Here is a 19,463-nt window from a genome sequence, read left to right on the forward strand (position 1 = left end):
TATGCACCTTAATTATTTATGCAAATATAATGCCAAAATGCATGGCAAATATGCAAATTCCACTACCAATATTATTACAACAATGATGGTATCACTCTACGCAAAAATTGCACAGTATTGCCAGAGCATTCTTACAACAAAATCACAAGTCTTATATACATAAAACTTAGCTACACAAAACTGAAATGCCTAAGACTTAGCAACCTCAAAATCTCTATCTTTATAAGAAAGCTCACAATTCGCTTTTTTATCACAATAATGCTCACCTAAGCTTGCAGTAATAATTGCAGCAAATATTAAAGCAAATCCCACAAAAGCCATGTTAGAAACATGCTCATGAAAAAGAACAGTAGAGAATAAAAGCGTGAACAAACTTTCAGTGCACATAATCACAGAAGCGTTTGCAGTAGAAAGATTCACCAAACTATAGTTTTGCATAATTTGTGCAACTACTGTTACTACTACTGTAAGGTAGAACATATTAGCAAAAATAGAGAAATGATCAGCAGCGTTAAAGTTTGGCAAAGGCTCACAAATAAGCGCACCAGCTACAAAAAGTACGCCTGAAACAACAAATTGCCCAAAAGTTAACGTAACTGGATTATATTTACGAGAATAATACGCAAGGAACGTAAGATTAAAAGCAAAAATTGCAGCACATAATAGAGTAAGAAAATCTCCATAAGACAATGTGAGCACAAGCATCCCAGGTTTTAATGCCACAAAACCTACTCCAGCAACGCACATAACTGCAGCTACTAATCCTAAAAGAGTTGGCTTTTTCTTGACGATTAACCAAGCAGAAAATGGCGTAATTACGCAATATGCTGCTGTCAAAAACGCGCTACGACCTGGATCAATTGAACGTAACCCTTCAGTTTGCAAAATTAAAGTAGCATAATACGTAATTCCAGTTAGTAAAGAAGGAACAATAAGCTTTTTTGTAAAAGTTTTACGAAGCGTACCGAAAAAAATAACAGCCATAATCGTGCAAGCGCCAACCATACGAACGCCCATAAGCCATTGCACAGGAAACACTTCAAGAGCATATTTTGAAGAAACATAGCTGCCACCCCAAATAGCAGCACAAATCAACAACATAATCTGAGCAGTATGAACACTTTTGCCTTGAGGCATGCCCGATTTATCCGAAAGCGGTTCAGCTATAGATTTAGCTGTTTCATATTTCACCTTCATAATATTCCCCTTCAACTATAAAAGTTGATTCTTTAAAATTTTTCTTTTATAAAGCGTTTTAGCTTATAAAATAAACAGAATAGCCGTAAAATCGTGAAAAGTACAACTTTCTGACGTTCCTTCGTAAAATTTCCGATATACGCTTCAGAAAACAGTGGCAATCAAGTATTTTGCTGTATAAATTTCGCCCACGAAACTATTGAAGAATTGGGTGATTTATATCACAACTTACAATTTTTTTACGCTACACGCTCGTATACACTTTTAAATCAGCGTAATGTAGCAATGTAGGCTTATAAATTGCGTACGAAGAAAGTGCGCAATCTTGTTAGGAAAGGAATATTATGGCAACTCTTAGCGCAGATATGAAAGAATTTATTGCGAATAATTTGGCTTGGATTGCAACAGTGAGCAAAGATGGCGAGCTTGATTTGGGACCAAAAATGTCTATGTTCGTACTCGACGACAACCATCTTGCCTACCACGAGCGCACTGCAGGTCAGCATTATAAGAACTTGCAAGACGGCAGCCAGCTGGTTGTAGCAGTTGCTAATTTGGCAGAAAAGAAGGGCTATCGCTTCCGCGGAACCGTTACCCTTCACACTGATGACGCGATTTACGAAGAGCAAGTGCGTATGGCTGAAGAAAAAGGTACGAAGAAGCCGGCTGCAGTTCCAGTTATGGAAATCACTGAGATTCAGGACTTGACTTCTGGAGCTACTGCCGGCAAAACTATTGCAAAAGATTAGTGCGTAGTTATTCAGTCGTGTGGATATTAGTGTGGTAGAGATTTGAGATTTTTCGCACTGAACGAAGGACGCTCGCTCGGTTAACGCGCTCGCTACGAAACTCGCTAAAGTTGGAAGTCCACTGGACTTCCAACTTTAGCGAGTTTCCGCTCCGAGTTGCTTTCGCGCACTACGCTCTGAGCGCGAAAGCAGGTCGTCGCGCAAAACGCCGAATTAGTACGTCTATAGTAGGCGTCATACAATATCGAGTGGCGTTCGTCCTCAACGGCGAAGATGAACACCACTCAATTCTTTACTTGATTATTTAGTTGTAACTATTTTACTTGCTTTCTTTACGCAATGCTTGCAGTCTAGTGTTCATTTCTTCCGCTTTCTTCTTCTCGAAGTAATAAATTATTGCAGCAATCGCAATCGGGAAAATAACAGTGAACGCAATCCATCCGCAAATCACAGCTGGCTCATCTTTGAACGAAATCCATCCAACAATCACCGATACAATAAATTGAATAGCAATTGGTGGTACTAGTGCAAAAACGAACTTTGCAAGATTTGACATACGCTCATTCGACCAAAAAATAGCGAATACTCCATAGCTTATGCCTATAACAAACGTTGCTACAGCATAAGATGCAATTCTGTTTCCAACCGCAGTATTTGCTAACAAGCTCGACACAAAACTGATTGCAGTAAAAATAGTGCACCCTATGCCAATGCCATTAACAATGTTTTTTACCATTGTTTTACCAAAAGTTGTAACTTGCTTTTCCATAATAATCGTTTCCTTTTTAAGTATTAAAATCTTGTATTAAAAATTAGTATTAAAAATTTTGATAGTTTTATATTCGACTACGCTTAAAACTACATTCCCAAGCGCTTTTTGAACCCAGCTAAGCAGCGGCGACTAATCCACTCAACGCTTCCGTCGTCCATTTTTACGCTCATACTTCCGCCGAATCCTGGATCGACTCGAACAATGCGATTCAAGTTCACGATTGCGGATTTAGATATGCGCACAAACGACGCGAATTGCGGATTGTCAAAATCCATTAGGCGCTTGTAAGACACGCACTCGCCTTTATCACCGTGAATGATTACGCGCGAATTTTCAACGCAAATCATAATCACATCTGGCTCATGCATAACAATAATCGAATCGTTAATATAACCGTATATGAATGGATTATTGTTGCTCAACTTATCTGAAGTATTAATTTCAGTATTATTTTCAGTACTTCTTACATTTGCATCATTGGAGTCAATGCTTTGTAACTGAGCGATAATGTGCTTAAGCTCATCGTCAATATTGTGAATTGATAACTGAACTGACTGCTCTTCCTCAGGCGGAACGATAGCAATAGTTACTTTCATCAAGCCTCCTTTCCATACACTACTGTTAGCGTTTGTTAGCTTTTTGTTTTGTAATTTTGACTATACGGCACTGTAAATAGTCTGTCTTTACAAAATCGCTAAACGGTAGCTTTCGGTAATTAAGCGGTAAAGGAGAGATTACGCAGCACCCCAAATGCGAATAAGACGCTGGCTTGTAGGGTCAGCTGCAGGACCTTGATCGTAAGCATCCAAACGCCAATGAATCGAGCCATCTGAATTTTGGCTTGGAATTAAGCGCGCCCAACGGCCGTTTCCCATTCCGCCAATCGTCTTATAAGAAGAATCTACCTTGTCTAATCCAAGAAGCTTATGAACAGTTTGAGAAAGGCAAGATCCGTGCGAGAACACTAGTAAATCGCGGTCCGATCCAGTTTTGCGCGCCCAATCTTCAACAGCTTTCGCAGCGCGCTCGCCAACTTCTTGCTTAGTTTCTGCACCGTGATTAAGTTCTCCACCTTCGCCTTTTACCCAAGCATTAAAATCTTCAGGCCATTTTTCGCTAATTTGCTGGCGATTAAGCCCTTCCCACTCGCCAAAAAATCGCTCGCGCACGCCATCTTCAACATGCACATTAAGACCAATCTTATCTGCAAAAGCATGAGCAGTCTGTTGAGCACGAATAAGTGGAGAAACAATCGCCACAAAACTCGCGTCCGCTTCTTCCGGCGTAATGCGCACGTGTTCAGCACTGTTCGGGTCCTTTGGATCTTCTAAATCAGAAGCACCAAAAAGCACGCGCAAAGCTTTTCCAGAGCGAGTCACCTGATCCATTCCAGACTCATCCAAAGCAATATCAATCATGCCTTGCAAACGGAACTGTGCATTATACGGAGTTTGACCGTGGCGAATAAGCATAACAGAACGAGCAATTCCTTCATGCGCACTATTAATGGAATTATTTACGTTACTCGCAACATTTTCTACGAAATCAACCATGGTTTGTACCGTACTTTCTTCTTATTATTCAGTTTTGCTAGAATCTTCAGTTTCGCTAGCATGCTCTGGCAGCTGCAAATCGATTGCCGGGCAATCATTCCACAGGCGTTCCAAGCGGTAAAATGCTCGTGCTTCCTCATGCATTACATGAACCACAAAATCGCCAAAATCAAGCAAAATCCACTGTGCTAATTCCAAGCCTTCACGAGATAAAGCCTTGCGCTTGTTGTCTTTCAAGTACAAGTCTTTTTCGATTTCTTCTGCAACAGCCAATACTTGACGCTCGTTTGAAGCAGAAACAACTAACATAGCATCCGTAATACCAAGCAAATCGCTTACATCAAAAGCCTGCTCGTTCGTTGCTTTCAAACGGTCTGCAGCAGCGGCAGCAATACGAATTGCACTAATTGAGCTTTCTAAAGCTGTCATAACGTTACTACTCCTTAATTCTCCAACAAACGCTTTTTAGCGTTCCCAAGCTGGCTTCCAATTTTCGACTACATGCTGAGTATTTTCAGAGTACACCATAGAATCAGCCGGAACATCGTGACGTACCACCGATCCAGCGCCGGTAGTAACATCATCTCCCACAGTAACCGGTGCTACAAACAGGTTTCCTGCACCAACGTGAGCACCAGAACCAATCGTAGTATGATTCTTATGCACTCCGTCATAATTTGCAGTAATCGTACCGCCGCCAATATTCGTATGCTCACCCAAATCAGCATCGCCAATATAGCTTAAATGAGGTACTTTAGTGCCATTTCCAATATGAGCTTTCTTCATTTCTACGAAAGCTCCTGCCTTACTTTCCTCACCAAGTACGTTTCCTGCACGCAAATACGTCCAAGGACCAATGTTTGCAGCTCTACAAATATGCGATTCCTGTACGCGCGAACGTTCAACCACAGCATCCTCATCAATTTGCGCATCAATAAGAGTCGTGTAAGGGCCAACTACAGCACCACTTGCAACCGTAGTACGACCTTGAAGGAAGCATCCAGGAAGCACAGTAACATCTTGTGCGAGCGTAACACTATCTTCAATCCAAGTAGTATCAGGGTCGAGAATAGTTACACCTTCAAGCATCCATTTTTCGCACACACGCTTATTATGTGCTTTTGCGAGTGCAGCTAATTGCACACGATTATTTACGCCTTCTACAGTAAGCGGATCTGGAGCAGACATTGCGCCAACATGACCAAACTTTCGAGCATGTTCCAAAGCATCAGTCAAATAGAACTCACCTTGGGCATTTTGAGAGTTAAGATCTGCAATTGCGTCACATAATACAGTCGCATCGAATACATATACAGAAGTGTTCACTTCATGAATAGCAAGCTCTCCAGCATTTGCATCTTTATGTTCAACAATACGCAAAACGTCACCGTTTGCTTCGCGCACAATACGACCGTATCCAGTTGCATCGTCTAATACTGCTGTAAGAACTGTTGCTACATTGTTGTTATTATTATGAAGATCAACTAAAGATTGCAAAGTTTGCGTATCAAGTAGCGGCATATCGCTTGCGGCAATCAGCACAGCTCCTTTTAATGCTTCACCGGTTTCGTTTTTAGCAATTTCGTTAAGATCTTTAATAGCGCATTGCACTGCTCTGCCGGTTCCAGGAGTTTCGTCCTGATTTACAATATGCACATTTTCGTTATAGCTAACAGCAGCAGCAGATACGCGCTCAGCCTGAGCATGCACAACTACAGCTAGTTTTTTAGGATTTACGCCATTCATGGCATCCATAACACGATTGAGAAATGTTTTACCAGCAAATGGATGTAGTACTTTCGGAGTTTCTGAACGCATACGCGTCCCATCGCCTGCTGCCAAAATTATTGCCGCAGTTACATCATGCTTTTCCACGCATACGCTCCTTATACTATTTCAATAAATTTCACTGTATGTAATTCTATTACTTATTAGCAGCGTTCAAAACAAAAAACGCCACCCGATTTAACGAGTAGCGCTTCAAGTAAGCTCCCTCACCTGGATTCGAACCAAGACAAAGGGTTCCAAAGACCCGTGTGCTGCCATTACACCATGAGGGAACGGCGGAAAAACCGCCAAGTCACTATTATGCCATAATATCGAAAAACGTCAAATTGGCGTGCCGAAAAGCAAACCGTACGAAATCAATACTTAAGCAAATAAGAATCCTTGTCCGTGATGCTCAGGATAAGTGTCGAAAAGCTTAGCAACCGAACCATCCTCAAACACTGCTTTAATAGCGCTTGCAAGAAGCGGAGCAATTGAAAGAACAGTCAAACCATCCCAACGCTTCTCTTCTGGAATTGGCACAGTATCAGTCAAAACAACTTCGCGAGCACCACAAGACTTCAAACGCTCGACTGCGGGACCAGAAAGCACGCCGTGAGTTGCAACAACAGTAACCGACTTAGCTCCAGCTTCCTTCAACACATTGCAAGCTCCAGCAATAGTTCCTGCAGTATCAATCAAGTCGTCAACCATCACGCAATCGCGACCAGCAACGTCACCAACTACGCGGTTTGCAACAGTCTTATTCGGGCAAGTAATATCGCGAGTCTTATGCACAAAAGCCAAAGGACCGCCGCCCAAACGCTGCGCCCACTGTTCAGCAACGCGAATACGACCAGCATCCGGAGACACAACAGTTACGTTTGCAAGATCATCACGGAAACGATCACGTACGTAATCAACCAAAACAGGCATAGCAATCAAGTGATCAACAGGACCGTCGAAGAATCCCTGAGACTGAGCTGCGTGCAAATCAACGCTCATAATGCGGTCAGCGCCAGCAGTCTTTAGCAAGTCAAACATCAAACGGCAAGAAATAGGCTCACGACCGCGATGCTTTTTATCTTGTCGAGAATAACCAAGCAACGGGCATACTGCAGTAATTGAACGAGCAGAAGCCCTCTTCAAAGCGTCAATCATAATTAACTGTTCCATAATGGACTTGTTAACAGGATTACTGTGGCTTTGAAGAACAAATACATCTGTACCACGCACAGATTGCGTATAGCGAACATACATTTCACCATTAGCAAAATCGTATGCCGTAGTTTCAAGTACATCAATTCCAAGCTGATCAGCTACATCACGAGCAAGCTTCGGATGTGCGCGACCGGTAACGAGAACAAGGTTTTTATCTGGCTTTCCTTCAAGGACGATGCTCACCATATCTCCAAACATTAGTTCGCTTTAATTCGCGAAATGAACATAATCAATACTAACTTTTTGCACAGACGATAAACGACAAGCCTACAAAATCAATAATTACGCACGATATAAACCATGCTTAACTATGTATTGAACTACTCCATCTGGAACTAAATACCACACCGGCTCACCATGCTCAGCTCGACGACGAACATCAGTAGAAGAAATAGACAACGCTGGAATCTCTAAAATATCAACCGGCAAATGCGTAGAATCACAATGAACCATATCGTCACGATTCGCCGCAATACCAGTATCATTCGTATGCATTTGGCGAGGCATTAACGGAGAATTAGAATCTGCTAGCTTTTCTGGTCTCGAATAGCCAGGACGAGTAACAGCCACAAATCGAGCCAAATTCCACATTTCGCGCGCATTTTTCCATTGCATTATTTCAGCAATAGCGTCAGCTCCAGTAATAAAGAAAAGCTCAGCATCCGGATGCTGCGCGTGAATATCTTTCAAAGTATCAATAGTATAAGTAACTCCAGGGCGATCAATATCAACCCTAGAAACAGTGAACTTTGGATTTGAGGCTGTGGCAATAACAGTCATTAAATAACGATCTTCTGCATTCGTAACTTTTTTATCAAGCTTAAAAACAGGCCTACCGGTAGGAACGAAAATAACTTCGTCAAGATCATAAACCCAAGCAACTTCTGAAGCAGCAACCAAGTGGCCATTGTGTATTGGATCGAATGTGCCGCCCATAATTCCAATGCGCTGACGCTCGTGCACATTGCCACGAGTAGAAGTACGTTTATGAACTGAATTCACAACCGCAGGAGGAGCCGCTTCTTTACCAGTAAACGCGCCATGAAATAGGTCAGACATGCGACGTTCTGCATCTTCGTGAATTTCAGGACTCATTCGCCTCAGATTCCTTGTCTTCCACTTGAGTTTCATTCACTAACCCAGATGCAACATTTGCGCTATCCGGATTAATATTGCCCATTTCTTCATCCCACTCATCTTTTACGACACGCTGGATTTCGGCAAAAGTTGGAAGAGGGAAATCTGGTTGATACGCACCACGAATTTTCGCTACAGATTCCGAAATTTTAGCAAGCATGGATGTCATGCCATCAATATCATGATCACGTTCTAATTCGCTAAACTTAATAATATTCTTTTCCATATTGCGAACATTTTTAAGAACATTATTAAACGAAGTTTCATCAGGAATAGTCACATCATTCGAATCAGAATCTGGCCAGCCCATCAACACTGCGTCAGCATACTCAAGCGATGAACGTTGCGATGCAGAAGCAATACCATCTTCAATTTGCACCAAAAAAACATATCGCACAATGGACAAACGTTCAGCAGCAACATCAAGCGCCTCAGCTGTACTCAAATTCACGTCATTATTAGGCATACTCTTACCTTACCGCCACGTAACTATTAAAACCAGTACTACTCGCGTATCTGCCCATCTCCGTAGCCGATCCATTTGGTTGTTGTCATTTCAAGCAAACCCATAGGGCCTCTCGCATGCAATTTTTGCGTAGAAATACCAAGTTCTGCGCCGAAACCAAATTCGCCACCATCCGTAAAGCGCGTTGAAGCATTTACCATAACTACAGCGGAATCAACACTTGCAATAAAACTTTGAATAGTTGAATAATCTTCAGCAATAATGGTTTCAGTATGGCCAGTAGAATATTTCGCAATATGAGAAGCTGCATCAGTATAATCATCTACAACTTTCACACCCATATTCAGCGACAAATATTCTCGCTTCCAATCTTCCTCAGTGGCACACTCAAGCTGCAATCTTTGAATATTAGCGGATTGCAAAATATCGTAAGATTTATCGTCTGCATGTAAAATTACATTATGCTCAGCTAAAGCAGCAGCGATTTTTGGCAAAAATTCTTGCGCAACAGCTTTATGCACTAATAATTTTTCAGCAGTATTGCACACGCCCACTCGTTGCGTTTTTGCATTAATAATAATAGGTATAGCTTTTTTAATATCAGCGCTTTTATCTACATAAATATGTACGTTTCCAGCTCCAGTCTCAATAACAGGGACCGTAGATTCTTGAACAACTGCTGCAATAAGATTTGCGCTACCTCTAGGCACAAGCACATCAATATGACCGTGAGCATGCATCATTGACGTAGCTCCGTCTCTTCCTAAATCATCAACAGACTGAATCAAATCAGCACTAAAGTTAGAATTTTTAAGAACCGATTGTATAACTTCAATACTCGCCTGATTCGTATGGAGAGCCGCGCTTCCACCACGCAAAATCGCAGCATTTCCAGATTTAATACACAAAGCAGCTACATCAATAGTTACGTTTGGACGAGCTTCGTAAATCATTCCCATAACGCCCATTGGAACTCGAATTTGCGAAAGTTTAATGCCATTAGGAAGAGTGTATCCGCGAACAACCTCTCCTACAGGATCTTGCAATTGTGCAATTTTTCGCACGCTTTTTGCAGAAGCTTGGATTCGCTCTTCGTCAAATTTAAGCCTGTCGAGCTTTCCAGCATCCATTCCTTTAGCTTCAGCTTCTTTAAGATCTTTTTTGTTAGCCTCAGCAATATTTGAAGCTGAAGATTCTAAGGCATCTGCCATTTTTTCGAGAAGCGCATTTTTTGCGCGAGTGTCTGCATGAGCAAAATTACGCCACGCTTTGCGCGCACAATCCGCACGAGCATTCACTAAATCATCAACAGACAACGTTTCCCCCCTATAGATTATTTGCCTAATCGCCAATTAATTAATAGTAAAACAAAAGCATTTATACATATGAGATTAGCACACGCCCATTCGCCCAGCACTTCAGGTACCATAATTTGATATAAGTTGTGTAAATAATTTACATAAATAATCTATGTAAGTAAAAAATATTCTCTATAAACAGACGGTTACGGAGTTATTATGGCATCAGATACAACTATTTTCCATAGCACTCGTTCGCTTAAGCCAACATGCACTTCAAAAGAAGCAATACGTAAAGGAATTGCTGAAGATGGCGGATTATTTGTAGCCGATAGCCTTGGTAGCGAGCGTTACGATATTTCTAAATTGCAAGGCAAATCGTATCAAGAAATTGCGCAAGATATTTTACAACTGTTACTGCCAGATTATACTTCAGAAGAGCTTTCTTCTTGCATTAAACTGGCATACGGCAATCAATGGGCTAATAACGCTATTACTCCACTCCAGCAGCTTGGAAACACTCGCGATTTTGTGATGGAACTTTTCCATGGTCCTACATGCGCGTTTAAAGACGTTGCTTTGCAAATGTTGCCACAATTAATGTCTCGCACTAAAACTCAACACGAAAACGAATCTGATATTGAAAAAAGCGTTATGATTCTAACTGCAACTTCTGGAGATACAGGTAAAGCTGCTTTGGCTGGTTTTGCTGATGTTCCAGGCACTTCTATGGTTACTTTTTATCCAGAAGGAAAAGTTAGCCACGTTCAAGAATTGCAAATGACTACGCAGGTGGGCGAAAATGTGAAAGTTTGCGCAGTTCGAGGCAATTTTGACGATGCTCAAACTGGCGTAAAACAGATTTTCACCAATAGTGAGCTTAATAAAAATATTGAAGAATCTGCGAATACTGAATTGTCTTCTGCTAATTCAATAAATGTTGGACGACTCGTGCCGCAAGTCGTGTACTATTTTGCGGCTTATAAGCAACTTGTTGAGCGTAAAGCAATAGCTCTTGGAGACGAAGTTGAGTTTTGCGTACCAACCGGCAATTTTGGCGATATTCTTGCTGGATATTACGCAAAAATGCTTGGTCTTCCTGTAAAACATCTTATTGTTGCAAGCAATAGCAATAATGTTTTGTTTGATTTTTTGGTAAGCGGCACTTATAACCGTCAGCGCTCATTCCATCACACTGTTGCTCCTTCTATGGATATTTTGGTTTCTTCTAATTTGGAACGAATGCTTTATTACATGTGCGATAAAGACACGCGTTTAATACAAATGCTTATGAACGATTTACAGCAGTGGGGCGCTTTTGAGATTCCAGAAAATGTGCTTGCAAAGATTCGCTCACTGTTTGGCTGCGGTTGGGCAAATGAAGATCAAATTCGCGAAGCTATTTATGACTGCTGGAACAAGTACAAGTATGTGATCGACCCACATACTGCTTGCGGATTCTTCGTTATGCAAAATATTCCACATGACGAAAGCACACCTAGAGTATTGCTAAGCACTGCAAGCCCATACAAATTCCCTCGCGTTGTTGCTGAAGCTTTGAATATTGAGCATGTGCAAGATATGAATGATTTCAAATGCATGGACGCTCTTAGTAAAGCTACAGGAACTAAAGCTCCAAGCATGCTTAGAAATCTTGAAAATAAAACTCCACGCTTTAATGATGTTATTAATGTTGAAGATATGCCTGAGTATGTTTTAGCTCAAGCGCATAATTTCGCAAAATAATCATAAAGTTTTAAGCGAAAGAGGCTGGTTTACTTGTATAATCCAGCCTCTTTTACTATTCATTCGTTATTACTTTCGAATAAAGCTGCATACACTTCGTTAATAACGTTTAAATCATGACCTTTTCTTGCAGCTGCTGCGAAAAATCTTCGTCTTCGAACTAAAGGCTCAAGATTTCTCGTACGCGAAGCCGTTTTGCGACCGAGTTCCCACGCTGCTTCAGTGAATACTCCAGAGTTTTGAGCAGAAGCTACATTTTGTGAAATAGCAGCAGGATCAACATTTTTACGCTGCAATTCCATTCGAGTAGCTCTAGCACCAAGAAGCCTCACTGCGCAAGAGCGAATCACCATTTGAGCGTATTGATTGTCATCAAGAAGATGCAATTCAAGCAAGCGATGAATAACCGCGTCAACAGCAACTTCCGTGTAACCTTTTTCTTTAAGCCTTTTGCGCATGTTCATCACAGAGCGAGGAGCATAATCTAAAAGCCTTAAAGCAGCTTCCCTGCAATCATCTTCACTACTATTGCAAAGTTCGTCGCTTAAATCACTTACTTTAGCGTTTTTTACATACGGCATGTTTTTTGTATTATTTTTTGCGCTTAAAAGTACTGACTTATGCGATATTTTTTTGCGAGTATGTGTCACTACACTATTACTTTCGTCATTTTCTTCAGCACGCTCTACTGGATGATCGCGAAGAAAATTCTCTACACTAATAGGCATATTGCATTCGCTTTACACTGTAATCTTATTATTACTTCGATTCGGATGACTTTTGTGCAGAATTTTTAGCTACAGAATCATCATCGAATTGATCTAGTTCAGAATCTTCAGCGAATTGATCTTCAGGATGCATTAAACCTAACGAAGCTTTGACTTTTTCGCTAATTTCTTCAGTAATAGCTGGATTATCTTTCAAGAATTTACGGACGTTTTCACGACCTTGTCCAAGCTGCTCACCTTCATAAGTAAACCAAGAACCAGATTTCTTAATAACTTCAGCTTGCAGTCCCATATCGATAACAGAACCTTCAGTCGAGATACCTTCTCCGTAAAGAACATCAAACTCAGCAGTTTTGAAAGGCGGAGCCATTTTATTCTTGACAATCTTAACTTTAGTTCGGTTGCCAACAGCTTCTTCGCCCTCTTTAATAGTAGAAACTCTGCGAATATCCATACGCACAGACGCGTAGAACTTCAAAGCTTTACCACCAGTGGTAGTTTCAGGATTACCAAAGAATACGCCAATTTTTTCACGAAGCTGATTAATAAAAATAGCAGTAGTGCCAGCTTGTGAAAGAGCACCAGTCATCTTACGCAACGCCTGACTCATTAAGCGAGCTTGTAAGCCCACATGACTATCTCCCATATCGCCATCGATTTCAGCTTTAGGAACTAATGCCGCTACAGAATCAACAACAATAACATCTAACGCACCAGAACGAATAAGCATATCAGCAATTTCCAATGCCTGCTCACCATTATCTGGCTGAGAAACAATAAGCGCATCCGTGTCTACTCCAAGCTTTCGCGCATAGACAGGATCCAAAGCATGCTCAGCATCAATAAATGCCGCTACCCCACCATTTTTTTGAGCATTTGCAACAATATGCAAAGCAAGAGTTGTTTTACCAGAAGACTCAGGACCGTAGACTTCAACTATTCGCCCTCTAGGAACACCGCCAATCCCCAAAGCAGTGTCCAACGCTAATGAACCAGTAGGAATAACTTCTACATCTTGCATAGGTCTATCACCTAAGCGCATTGCAGAACCTTTTCCATATTGTCGTTCAACATTGGCTAAAGCAGTTTCTAACGCTGCTTGGCGACGTGGATCTGTTTTATCCGCATCAATAAGGCGATTAATACTGCCTTTACTTTTTGTTTGCGCCATGTATGCTACTCCTTTCGCATGCCGTTATGTATCGAACGACCTTAGTTCCATACTAGATTCAAGTACAAGCATTTTTGTGCAATGTGGATAAAACATTTAATCCAAGCACTTAAACACTTAACTCAGCTTAAATCATCTCGACAAACATAAGTATACTACATATGCGAACATTTGTTCGATAGCGCGTGTCTTGATTACAACCCAACTACTTACAATCTTCGACATAAGCAATCAAGTCATTAGCTATTCTCAACAACTGAAATACAGTAGATTCGCGAACTTCTTGACGACTGCCAGATAATCTCAATTCAAAAACAAAAGCAGCACTTGATGGCGCAATTTTAGTTACGCTTTGACTTTCGATTTGAGCAAAATCATAATCATAGACGTTACTCACACAGCCATTTTCAAGTTCTTTACGAGCTACATCTTTAACAGAATCCATAACATCACTAACTTGAGGCAAAAATATTCCAACATAAACTAAACCTGCTGGTTTATTACCATCAGGACCAGGACCTGCGACACCAGTTGTAGACAAGCCAATAATAGGAAAATTTGCACAACACTCACAATCTTCCTCATACACCCATCCACTGCCACGATATATTTGAGCAGCTCCAATCGCCATTTGAAAAGCAACATCCTGGTAAACCGCGCCTTCAGATTGTAAAAGATTAGAATTTACGCCAAGAATTTTGGATTTAGCATGAATATCATAAGTGACAGCAGATCCACAAAAAACTCGTGACGCACCAGGAACAGAAACAAAAGCATCAGCCAAAAGCCCGCCAGTTAATGACTCTGCTGAAGCAATATGCATTCCTTTAATAAAACTTTTTTCCAATAGATTCGCAGCTAAAGAAACTGTATTAAAACCTGAAGAATTATTCATAATACGCTCGATATGATTGTAGCTTACGATTTTCCAAAACATAAACCCTTCAGGGATAATTTTAAGAAAAACCGTAAGCTACAAACAAGAAGTTTAACTCGTTATATTTTATTTACTTCACAGGAGACAAAGGAACTGCATTTTTTGTATCATCAACTTGAGATTCGCTATCTGAAGAACCTTCAAAGAAAGCACTATAGACATACAAAACTGCAGAATAGAAAGCAAAGCCCAAAGAAATACCAAGCAAGCCAAAAGCCACTGCATAGTAAGAAACCATCCAAGAAGGCAATGGATTAGCATGAAGAGTTGCAACAAAAGGTGCAATAATCATTGCAATACCAATCGACTGCGTAAGAGTCTTATATTTCCCTGCAGAGGATGCAGCAATTACCCTTCCACGAACATGAACAACATAAATTCGCACAAGAGTAATGGCAATTTCGCGAATCATGAACAAGATGGTTATCCACCAATAAATTTCGCCGAAAACAGAAGCAATAATAAGCGCAGCTAAAATAAGAATTTTATCCGCAATTGGATCAAGCAACTTACCTAATTCTGTAACCTTATGATATTTACGAGCCATCCACCCGTCAAGCTTATCCGTAGAAGCAGCTACAACAAACAGCACAAACGCAGCCCAACGCAACGAAACTGAATCAAAACCCCATATACCTGCTTTCAAATATAAAACAATAAAAACAAGCGAAAGCAAAATACGGATATAAGTCACAATATTTGGAGCATAATTCCAGCCAGCAAAAAATGATGACTTAGCTTTTTTCTTCATACGCATAACCTTCATTCTACTGCAAAGTAAAAACTTCTAGCACATCACACAACTTGGTGCTGTATACAACAATACAATATATTATAACGAATCTGACTCACCACGAATAAAAGCCAAAACTTTTGGCAAATCTTCCGGCTGAACCAAAACTTCGCGAGCTTTAGAACCTTCAGAAGGTCCCACTACTCCTCGAGATTCAAGCAAATCCATCAATCGACCTGCCTTTGCAAAGCCAACGCGCAACTTGCGCTGAAGCATTGAAGTAGAGCCAAATTGCGAGCTAACAACAAGCTCTGCAGCCTGAAGCAACTCATCCATATCGTCGCCAATATCGCTAGTTTTAAGCTTGCTTTGAGCTTGAGCATCAGCTTTTTGAGCCATTTGCTCAATATCTTCACGATACTTTGGCTTGCGTTGCGTGCGAACATACTCAACAGCCTTACGAATTTCAGATTCACTCACCCACGAACCCTGCACACGCTGAGGCTTAGCAGCACCCATTGGAAGGAACAAAGCGTCGCCTTGACCAATCAAAGTTTCCGCACCAACAGTATCGAGAATAACCCTGGAATCCGTTGCAGATGAAGTAGCAAAAGCCAAGCGAGAAGGAATATTTGCTTTAATCAGGCCTGTTACAACGTCAACAGATGGACGCTGAGTAGCTAGAACCAAATGCACTCCTGCAGCTCGAGCAAGCTGAGTAATACGCTGAATAGAACTTTCCACATCGTTCTTAGCAACCATCATTAAATCAGCCATCTCATCTACAACCACAAGTAAATACGGGTATGGAGCAACTTTTCGCTCAGATCCAGCCGGAGCATGAACCTTTCCTTCACGAACAGCCTTGTTGAAATCTTTAACATGACGGAAACCAAAGAATTGCAAGTCATCGTAGCGAGCATCCATCTCTTTAACAACCCATTCAAGAGCCTGCGCAGCCTTCTTAGGATCTGTAATAATCGGAGTAAGCAAATGCGGAATGCCAGCATAAGCAGAAAGCTCCACGCGCTTAGGATCGACCATAATCATGCGAACTTGTTCAGGAGTTGCTCTCATAATAATCGAAGTAAGCATTGAATTAATGAAACTCGACTTACCAGAACCAGTAGCACCAGCAACAAGCAAATGCGGCATTTTATCGAGAGCTGCCGTTACGAAATGACCTTCAACATCTTTTCCAACGCCTGTAAGCATAGGATTAGGGTCATTCATAGCTTTTTGCGAGCGCAGAACATCTCCCAAATGCACAATTTCGCGGTCGACGTTTGGAATTTCAATACCAATAGCAGACTTTCCTGGGATTGGCGACAAAATACGCACATCCGTACTAGCTACAGCGTATGCAATATTTTTTTGCAAATTCGTAACTTTTTCAACTTTTACACCAGGACCAAGCTCAACCTCGTACTGCGTAACAGATGGGCCTCTAAGGAATCCAATAACGTGAGCGTCAACGTCAAACTGTTCGAAAGTAGAAGTTAACGCGCGAATAACGTTATCGTTTGCTGGAGTTCTCGCAGCATGAGGCTTGCCATAAGCCAAAAGATTCAAATCAGGGAGCTTGTAAGGTTCAGAGGAAGAATCAAAAGAAGGCTCATTATTATTGCCAGCACCACTTTCACTGCCGGCAGCATTTTCATCATCTGAATCTTCCTGATCCCTGCGATATTGATCCATACGTTCAGCTGGAATACTTGACCACGGATCGCTTGCAGATAAAGAGGAATCACTCATAGGAGCTTTTGGCAATATTTCTTCAGGAACAGGCTTTGATGAAGATGAAACACTTCTAGGTGTAAGTTGACTCGAATTATTATCAGCATTTTCAAATTGAGAATTATTTGCAGCATTATTATCTGAAAAGCTGCTCACAGTTCTTGCTTTACGAGGTTCAACTCTTTCAAGATTATCTGCACTATTACCGTGAGAAGCAGCATGCGAAAATGCATCATCGCCGGCGTATTCGTCAAGCAATTCCCCATTATTATTGCTGTTTTTACGCTTAAAGAATGATTTAAACAGTTTCAATACAGAAGACATTTGAGAAGATCTGCTATTATTTTTAGGCGATTCTTCATTGTGAGTTGGCACATCATCTGCAAATTCCAAAGAATTGGTTTTGCTGTCAGAATTATCTTCTGCAGAGTTTCCTAAATCTTCAGAAGACTTTTTACTGTTATATTTAGCAAAAATAGTAGCAACACTTTGAGCTATATCAGTTACATGAAGGCGAGCAATCATTAATATCGAAAAAATAGCAGCTACTACAAAAATAATAATTGCAAAAATACGAGAAAGACCCCACGATAGCGGAGATCCGAGCACAAAACCTAATAACCCACCTGACTTCTGTACAGTGTCTAAATTAAACGCTTTTCCGCGAGGTGCAGAAGAAATATCAAGAATTGAGCAAACAGACAACAATAGAATAATAAATCCGCTAATAACACGAGGATTACCAGAGCCAACTCCACTGTTACGCATCAACCTAAAAGCAACAACGCTTAACCACACAGGCAGAACAACGCTCATAATTCCAAGCAAACTAGAAGACACAAAATGGAGACCTACTCCAATAAACCCACTAACTCTAAACCATTCTGATGCGCAGAACAAAATCGCAAGAACAAGCATAACGAAGCACAAACCGTCCCTGCGATATGCCTCATCGTATTCTCCAACACCAAAAAGCGAGCGCACTAACTTTCCTAAAGTTCTAGGCACAAACAGGAGAATTGTCTCCCACAATGGTTCACTAGGTGAAGCCTTACCAGCCATAAATACTCCTTCTGCACCATGTGCTATTTAGTACGCCATGTCATCATCAACATACATATTCGTAACCATACCAGTCTACTCCATAGACTGAGGTTATCTAAATGAAGCGGTTGCAGCTGAGTTTTATTTACTGCCAACATGCATTCCTTGCGGCGCAATATTATTATTACGACGTTTTCGAACTATAGCAATAATCATTGTGGCAAGAACCACCGCGCAACTTATTAACGCTATAAGGAACATCGTCATCCAGAATGACCACTGAAGATGATCTTCTGGAGCATGCGCTGGGTCCGGCAGCACACGATACCCCGTCACTAGCAATCTATGCGAGTTAACACCATACGGCGTACATGTAAGCAAAGTCGCTAAATCACGACCCTTTTCACGCTGCAACAAACTAATATCTTCTGGGTCTACAACATTAATGCGAAACACCCTATAGCGCATTGTATAGCCCTGTACATCAATGTAGAAGTAGTCCCCACGCTTCATATCGATTAAACCGTCAAACATGGTTGCTGTAGGCAAACCAGTATGAGCTGTGATAACAGTATGCCTGTTTTTGCCGCCCACTGGCAAATCTGTACCACACAAGTGCCCTGCTCCGCGAGCTAGAACATCGCGCGAAGCACCATGATAAATCGGTAGTTTTACGCCTATTTTTGGGATTTTTATAATTCCCATAATTCCCATTGGTTCGTCTAGTTGTTTGATATATGACTTATAGTCTGCTGTTTTTTTGTAATTGTCACTACCATCATACGGATCGGCTGTAAAAATTTTTTTTCTGCGAGCATTGTATTTTCGCGCACTTTTTAGAATAGATTGTCGCACGCTAGCGGCTTGATTATAAGTTACTTTGTCGTAATCTATGGAAATTTGTTTAGACACGTGATTATTCCACAGTGTTGATGCCACTGGGTAGGTGAAGCATAGAATTGCAGCTAGCGCCAGAATGATTGGTTCAATAACGCATTTAAAAACAGATTTTTTGGAATTTGCAGAATTTGAGTCTGCAGAAGATTCGTTTGCAGACGATTCATTGGGAGTGGATTTAAGAATATGTAAGCCTGCTAATCGCTCTACTCTTTCTAAGCTACTGCGGCAAGCTTTTGCAAATTTAGTAAAACTCATAAATCCACTTCCAAAAAGTAAAATAGGGGGCTAAGCAAATACCGCCCAACCC

Annotated in this window: 18 protein-coding genes and 1 tRNA gene; 2 read left to right on the forward strand and 17 right to left on the reverse strand. The window is 41.1% G+C overall.

The annotated features are described in order from the left end of the window. Positions 1–189 precede the first annotated feature (189 nt). Positions 190–1,197, reverse strand: a complete 1,008-nt coding sequence (locus HXT57_RS04515) for a DMT family transporter (RefSeq protein WP_004108292.1) — start codon at positions 1,195–1,197, stop codon at positions 190–192. Positions 1,198–1,541: 344 nt separating this feature from the next. Between HXT57_RS04515 and HXT57_RS04520 the strand changes: the two genes are divergently transcribed. Next, positions 1,542–1,946, forward strand: a complete 405-nt coding sequence (locus tag HXT57_RS04520) for a pyridoxamine 5'-phosphate oxidase family protein (RefSeq protein WP_415693700.1) — start codon at positions 1,542–1,544, stop codon at positions 1,944–1,946. Positions 1,947–2,265: 319 nt separating this feature from the next. Here HXT57_RS04520 and HXT57_RS04525 read toward each other — a convergent pair whose 3' ends face one another. The 10 genes from HXT57_RS04525 to HXT57_RS04570 form a co-directional block, all read right to left on the reverse strand. After that, positions 2,266–2,715 carry a DUF3021 family protein gene (locus tag HXT57_RS04525; RefSeq protein WP_004108296.1) on the reverse strand — a complete coding sequence of 150 codons (450 nt, stop codon included), beginning with the start codon at positions 2,713–2,715 and terminating at the stop codon, positions 2,266–2,268. A gap of 89 nt (positions 2,716–2,804) precedes the next feature. After that, positions 2,805–3,314, reverse strand: a complete 510-nt coding sequence (locus tag HXT57_RS04530) for a LytTR family DNA-binding domain-containing protein (RefSeq protein WP_421783444.1) — start codon at positions 3,312–3,314, stop codon at positions 2,805–2,807. Positions 3,315–3,452: 138 nt separating this feature from the next. Next, positions 3,453–4,271 carry a histidine phosphatase family protein gene (locus HXT57_RS04535; RefSeq protein WP_415693699.1) on the reverse strand — a complete coding sequence of 273 codons (819 nt, stop codon included), beginning with the start codon at positions 4,269–4,271 and terminating at the stop codon, positions 3,453–3,455. A 24-nt stretch (positions 4,272–4,295) separates the two neighbouring features. Continuing rightward, the gene (gene rsfS, locus HXT57_RS04540; protein ID WP_004108303.1) at positions 4,296–4,700 is read right to left on the reverse strand and encodes a ribosome silencing factor; all 405 of its coding nucleotides are present in this window, start codon (positions 4,698–4,700) and stop codon (positions 4,296–4,298) included. 36 nt (positions 4,701–4,736) lie between these two features. After that, positions 4,737–6,146: a bifunctional UDP-N-acetylglucosamine diphosphorylase/glucosamine-1-phosphate N-acetyltransferase GlmU gene (gene glmU / locus HXT57_RS04545; RefSeq protein ID WP_421783446.1), complete on the reverse strand. Its 1,410-nt coding sequence runs from the start codon at positions 6,144–6,146 to the stop codon at positions 4,737–4,739. Between the two features lie 114 nt (positions 6,147–6,260). Next, positions 6,261–6,331, reverse strand: a tRNA-Gln gene (locus tag HXT57_RS04550). 91 nt (positions 6,332–6,422) lie between these two features. Then, positions 6,423–7,445, reverse strand: a complete 1,023-nt coding sequence (locus HXT57_RS04555; protein WP_421783448.1) for a ribose-phosphate diphosphokinase — start codon at positions 7,443–7,445, stop codon at positions 6,423–6,425. 96 nt (positions 7,446–7,541) lie between these two features. Continuing rightward, positions 7,542–8,354, reverse strand: coding sequence for a nicotinate-nucleotide adenylyltransferase (nadD, locus tag HXT57_RS04560; protein WP_064621531.1), 813 nt, complete (start codon positions 8,352–8,354; stop codon positions 7,542–7,544). Then, on the reverse strand, positions 8,344–8,862 hold the full coding sequence (locus HXT57_RS04565) for a hypothetical protein (protein WP_004108325.1): 519 nt from the start codon (positions 8,860–8,862) through the stop codon (positions 8,344–8,346). The genes nadD and HXT57_RS04565 overlap by 11 nt, the downstream gene beginning before the upstream one ends. 38 nt (positions 8,863–8,900) lie before the next feature. Further along, positions 8,901–10,178 carry a glutamate-5-semialdehyde dehydrogenase gene (locus HXT57_RS04570; RefSeq protein WP_103013846.1) on the reverse strand — a complete coding sequence of 426 codons (1,278 nt, stop codon included), beginning with the start codon at positions 10,176–10,178 and terminating at the stop codon, positions 8,901–8,903. Between the two features lie 201 nt (positions 10,179–10,379). Here HXT57_RS04570 and thrC point away from each other — a divergent pair, with 201 nt between their 5' ends. After that, positions 10,380–11,906 (forward strand): threonine synthase, encoded by a 1,527-nt coding sequence (thrC, locus tag HXT57_RS04575; RefSeq protein ID WP_415697863.1) that lies wholly within the window; start codon positions 10,380–10,382, stop codon positions 11,904–11,906. A gap of 59 nt (positions 11,907–11,965) precedes the next feature. Here thrC and HXT57_RS04580 read toward each other — a convergent pair whose 3' ends face one another. The 6 genes from HXT57_RS04580 to HXT57_RS04605 all read right to left on the reverse strand — a co-directional run bounded on the left by HXT57_RS04580 (position 11,966) and on the right by HXT57_RS04605 (position 19,411). Beyond that, entirely contained in the window at positions 11,966–12,634 is a 669-nt protein-coding gene (locus HXT57_RS04580; RefSeq protein ID WP_064621599.1) for a regulatory protein RecX, read from the reverse strand. 31 nt (positions 12,635–12,665) lie between these two features. Beyond that, positions 12,666–13,805 (reverse strand): recombinase RecA, encoded by a 1,140-nt coding sequence (gene recA, locus HXT57_RS04585; RefSeq protein ID WP_064621600.1) that lies wholly within the window; start codon positions 13,803–13,805, stop codon positions 12,666–12,668. 205 nt (positions 13,806–14,010) lie between these two features. Continuing rightward, on the reverse strand, positions 14,011–14,700 hold the full coding sequence (locus HXT57_RS04590; protein WP_421783450.1) for a CinA family protein: 690 nt from the start codon (positions 14,698–14,700) through the stop codon (positions 14,011–14,013). Between the two features lie 112 nt (positions 14,701–14,812). After that, positions 14,813–15,493 carry a CDP-diacylglycerol--glycerol-3-phosphate 3-phosphatidyltransferase gene (gene pgsA / locus HXT57_RS04595; RefSeq protein ID WP_421783452.1) on the reverse strand — a complete coding sequence of 227 codons (681 nt, stop codon included), beginning with the start codon at positions 15,491–15,493 and terminating at the stop codon, positions 14,813–14,815. An 81-nt stretch (positions 15,494–15,574) separates the two neighbouring features. Next, the gene (locus tag HXT57_RS04600) at positions 15,575–18,274 is read right to left on the reverse strand and encodes a DNA translocase FtsK 4TM domain-containing protein (RefSeq protein WP_421783454.1); all 2,700 of its coding nucleotides are present in this window, start codon (positions 18,272–18,274) and stop codon (positions 15,575–15,577) included. A gap of 123 nt (positions 18,275–18,397) precedes the next feature. Further along, positions 18,398–19,411: a class C sortase gene (locus HXT57_RS04605; protein WP_116431608.1), complete on the reverse strand. Its 1,014-nt coding sequence runs from the start codon at positions 19,409–19,411 to the stop codon at positions 18,398–18,400. Positions 19,412–19,463: the final 52 nt, after the last annotated feature.

This window comes from Gardnerella sp. KA00771 (assembly GCF_049244045.1).
Lineage (GTDB): Bacteria > Actinomycetota > Actinomycetes > Actinomycetales > Bifidobacteriaceae > Bifidobacterium > Bifidobacterium swidsinskii.

What these genes read in the sequence shown, in the direction of transcription:
- HXT57_RS04515 (WP_004108292.1), bottom strand. Translation starts at nt 1,197, where the DNA reads ATGAAGGTGAAATATGAAACAGCTAAATCTATAGCTGAACCGCTTTCG.
- HXT57_RS04525 (WP_004108296.1), bottom strand. Translation starts at nt 2,715, where the DNA reads ATGGAAAAGCAAGTTACAACTTTTGGTAAAACAATGGTAAAAAACATT.
- HXT57_RS04530 (WP_421783444.1), bottom strand. Translation starts at nt 3,314, where the DNA reads ATGAAAGTAACTATTGCTATCGTTCCGCCTGAGGAAGAGCAGTCAGTT.
- HXT57_RS04590 (WP_421783450.1), bottom strand. Translation starts at nt 14,700, where the DNA reads ATGAATAATTCTTCAGGTTTTAATACAGTTTCTTTAGCTGCGAATCTA.
- nadD (WP_064621531.1), bottom strand. Translation starts at nt 8,354, where the DNA reads ATGAGTCCTGAAATTCACGAAGATGCAGAACGTCGCATGTCTGACCTA.
- HXT57_RS04555 (WP_421783448.1), bottom strand. Translation starts at nt 7,445, where the DNA reads ATGGTGAGCATCGTCCTTGAAGGAAAGCCAGATAAAAACCTTGTTCTC.
- rsfS (WP_004108303.1), bottom strand. Translation starts at nt 4,700, where the DNA reads ATGACAGCTTTAGAAAGCTCAATTAGTGCAATTCGTATTGCTGCCGCT.
- thrC (WP_415697863.1), top strand. Translation starts at nt 10,380, where the DNA reads ATGGCATCAGATACAACTATTTTCCATAGCACTCGTTCGCTTAAGCCA.
- pgsA (WP_421783452.1), bottom strand. Translation starts at nt 15,493, where the DNA reads ATGAAGAAAAAAGCTAAGTCATCATTTTTTGCTGGCTGGAATTATGCT.
- HXT57_RS04580 (WP_064621599.1), bottom strand. Translation starts at nt 12,634, where the DNA reads ATGCCTATTAGTGTAGAGAATTTTCTTCGCGATCATCCAGTAGAGCGT.
- HXT57_RS04605 (WP_116431608.1), bottom strand. Translation starts at nt 19,411, where the DNA reads ATGAGTTTTACTAAATTTGCAAAAGCTTGCCGCAGTAGCTTAGAAAGA.
- HXT57_RS04600 (WP_421783454.1), bottom strand. Translation starts at nt 18,274, where the DNA reads ATGGCTGGTAAGGCTTCACCTAGTGAACCATTGTGGGAGACAATTCTC.
- HXT57_RS04565 (WP_004108325.1), bottom strand. Translation starts at nt 8,862, where the DNA reads ATGCCTAATAATGACGTGAATTTGAGTACAGCTGAGGCGCTTGATGTT.
- HXT57_RS04520 (WP_415693700.1), top strand. Translation starts at nt 1,542, where the DNA reads ATGGCAACTCTTAGCGCAGATATGAAAGAATTTATTGCGAATAATTTG.
- recA (WP_064621600.1), bottom strand. Translation starts at nt 13,805, where the DNA reads ATGGCGCAAACAAAAAGTAAAGGCAGTATTAATCGCCTTATTGATGCG.
- HXT57_RS04535 (WP_415693699.1), bottom strand. Translation starts at nt 4,271, where the DNA reads ATGGTTGATTTCGTAGAAAATGTTGCGAGTAACGTAAATAATTCCATT.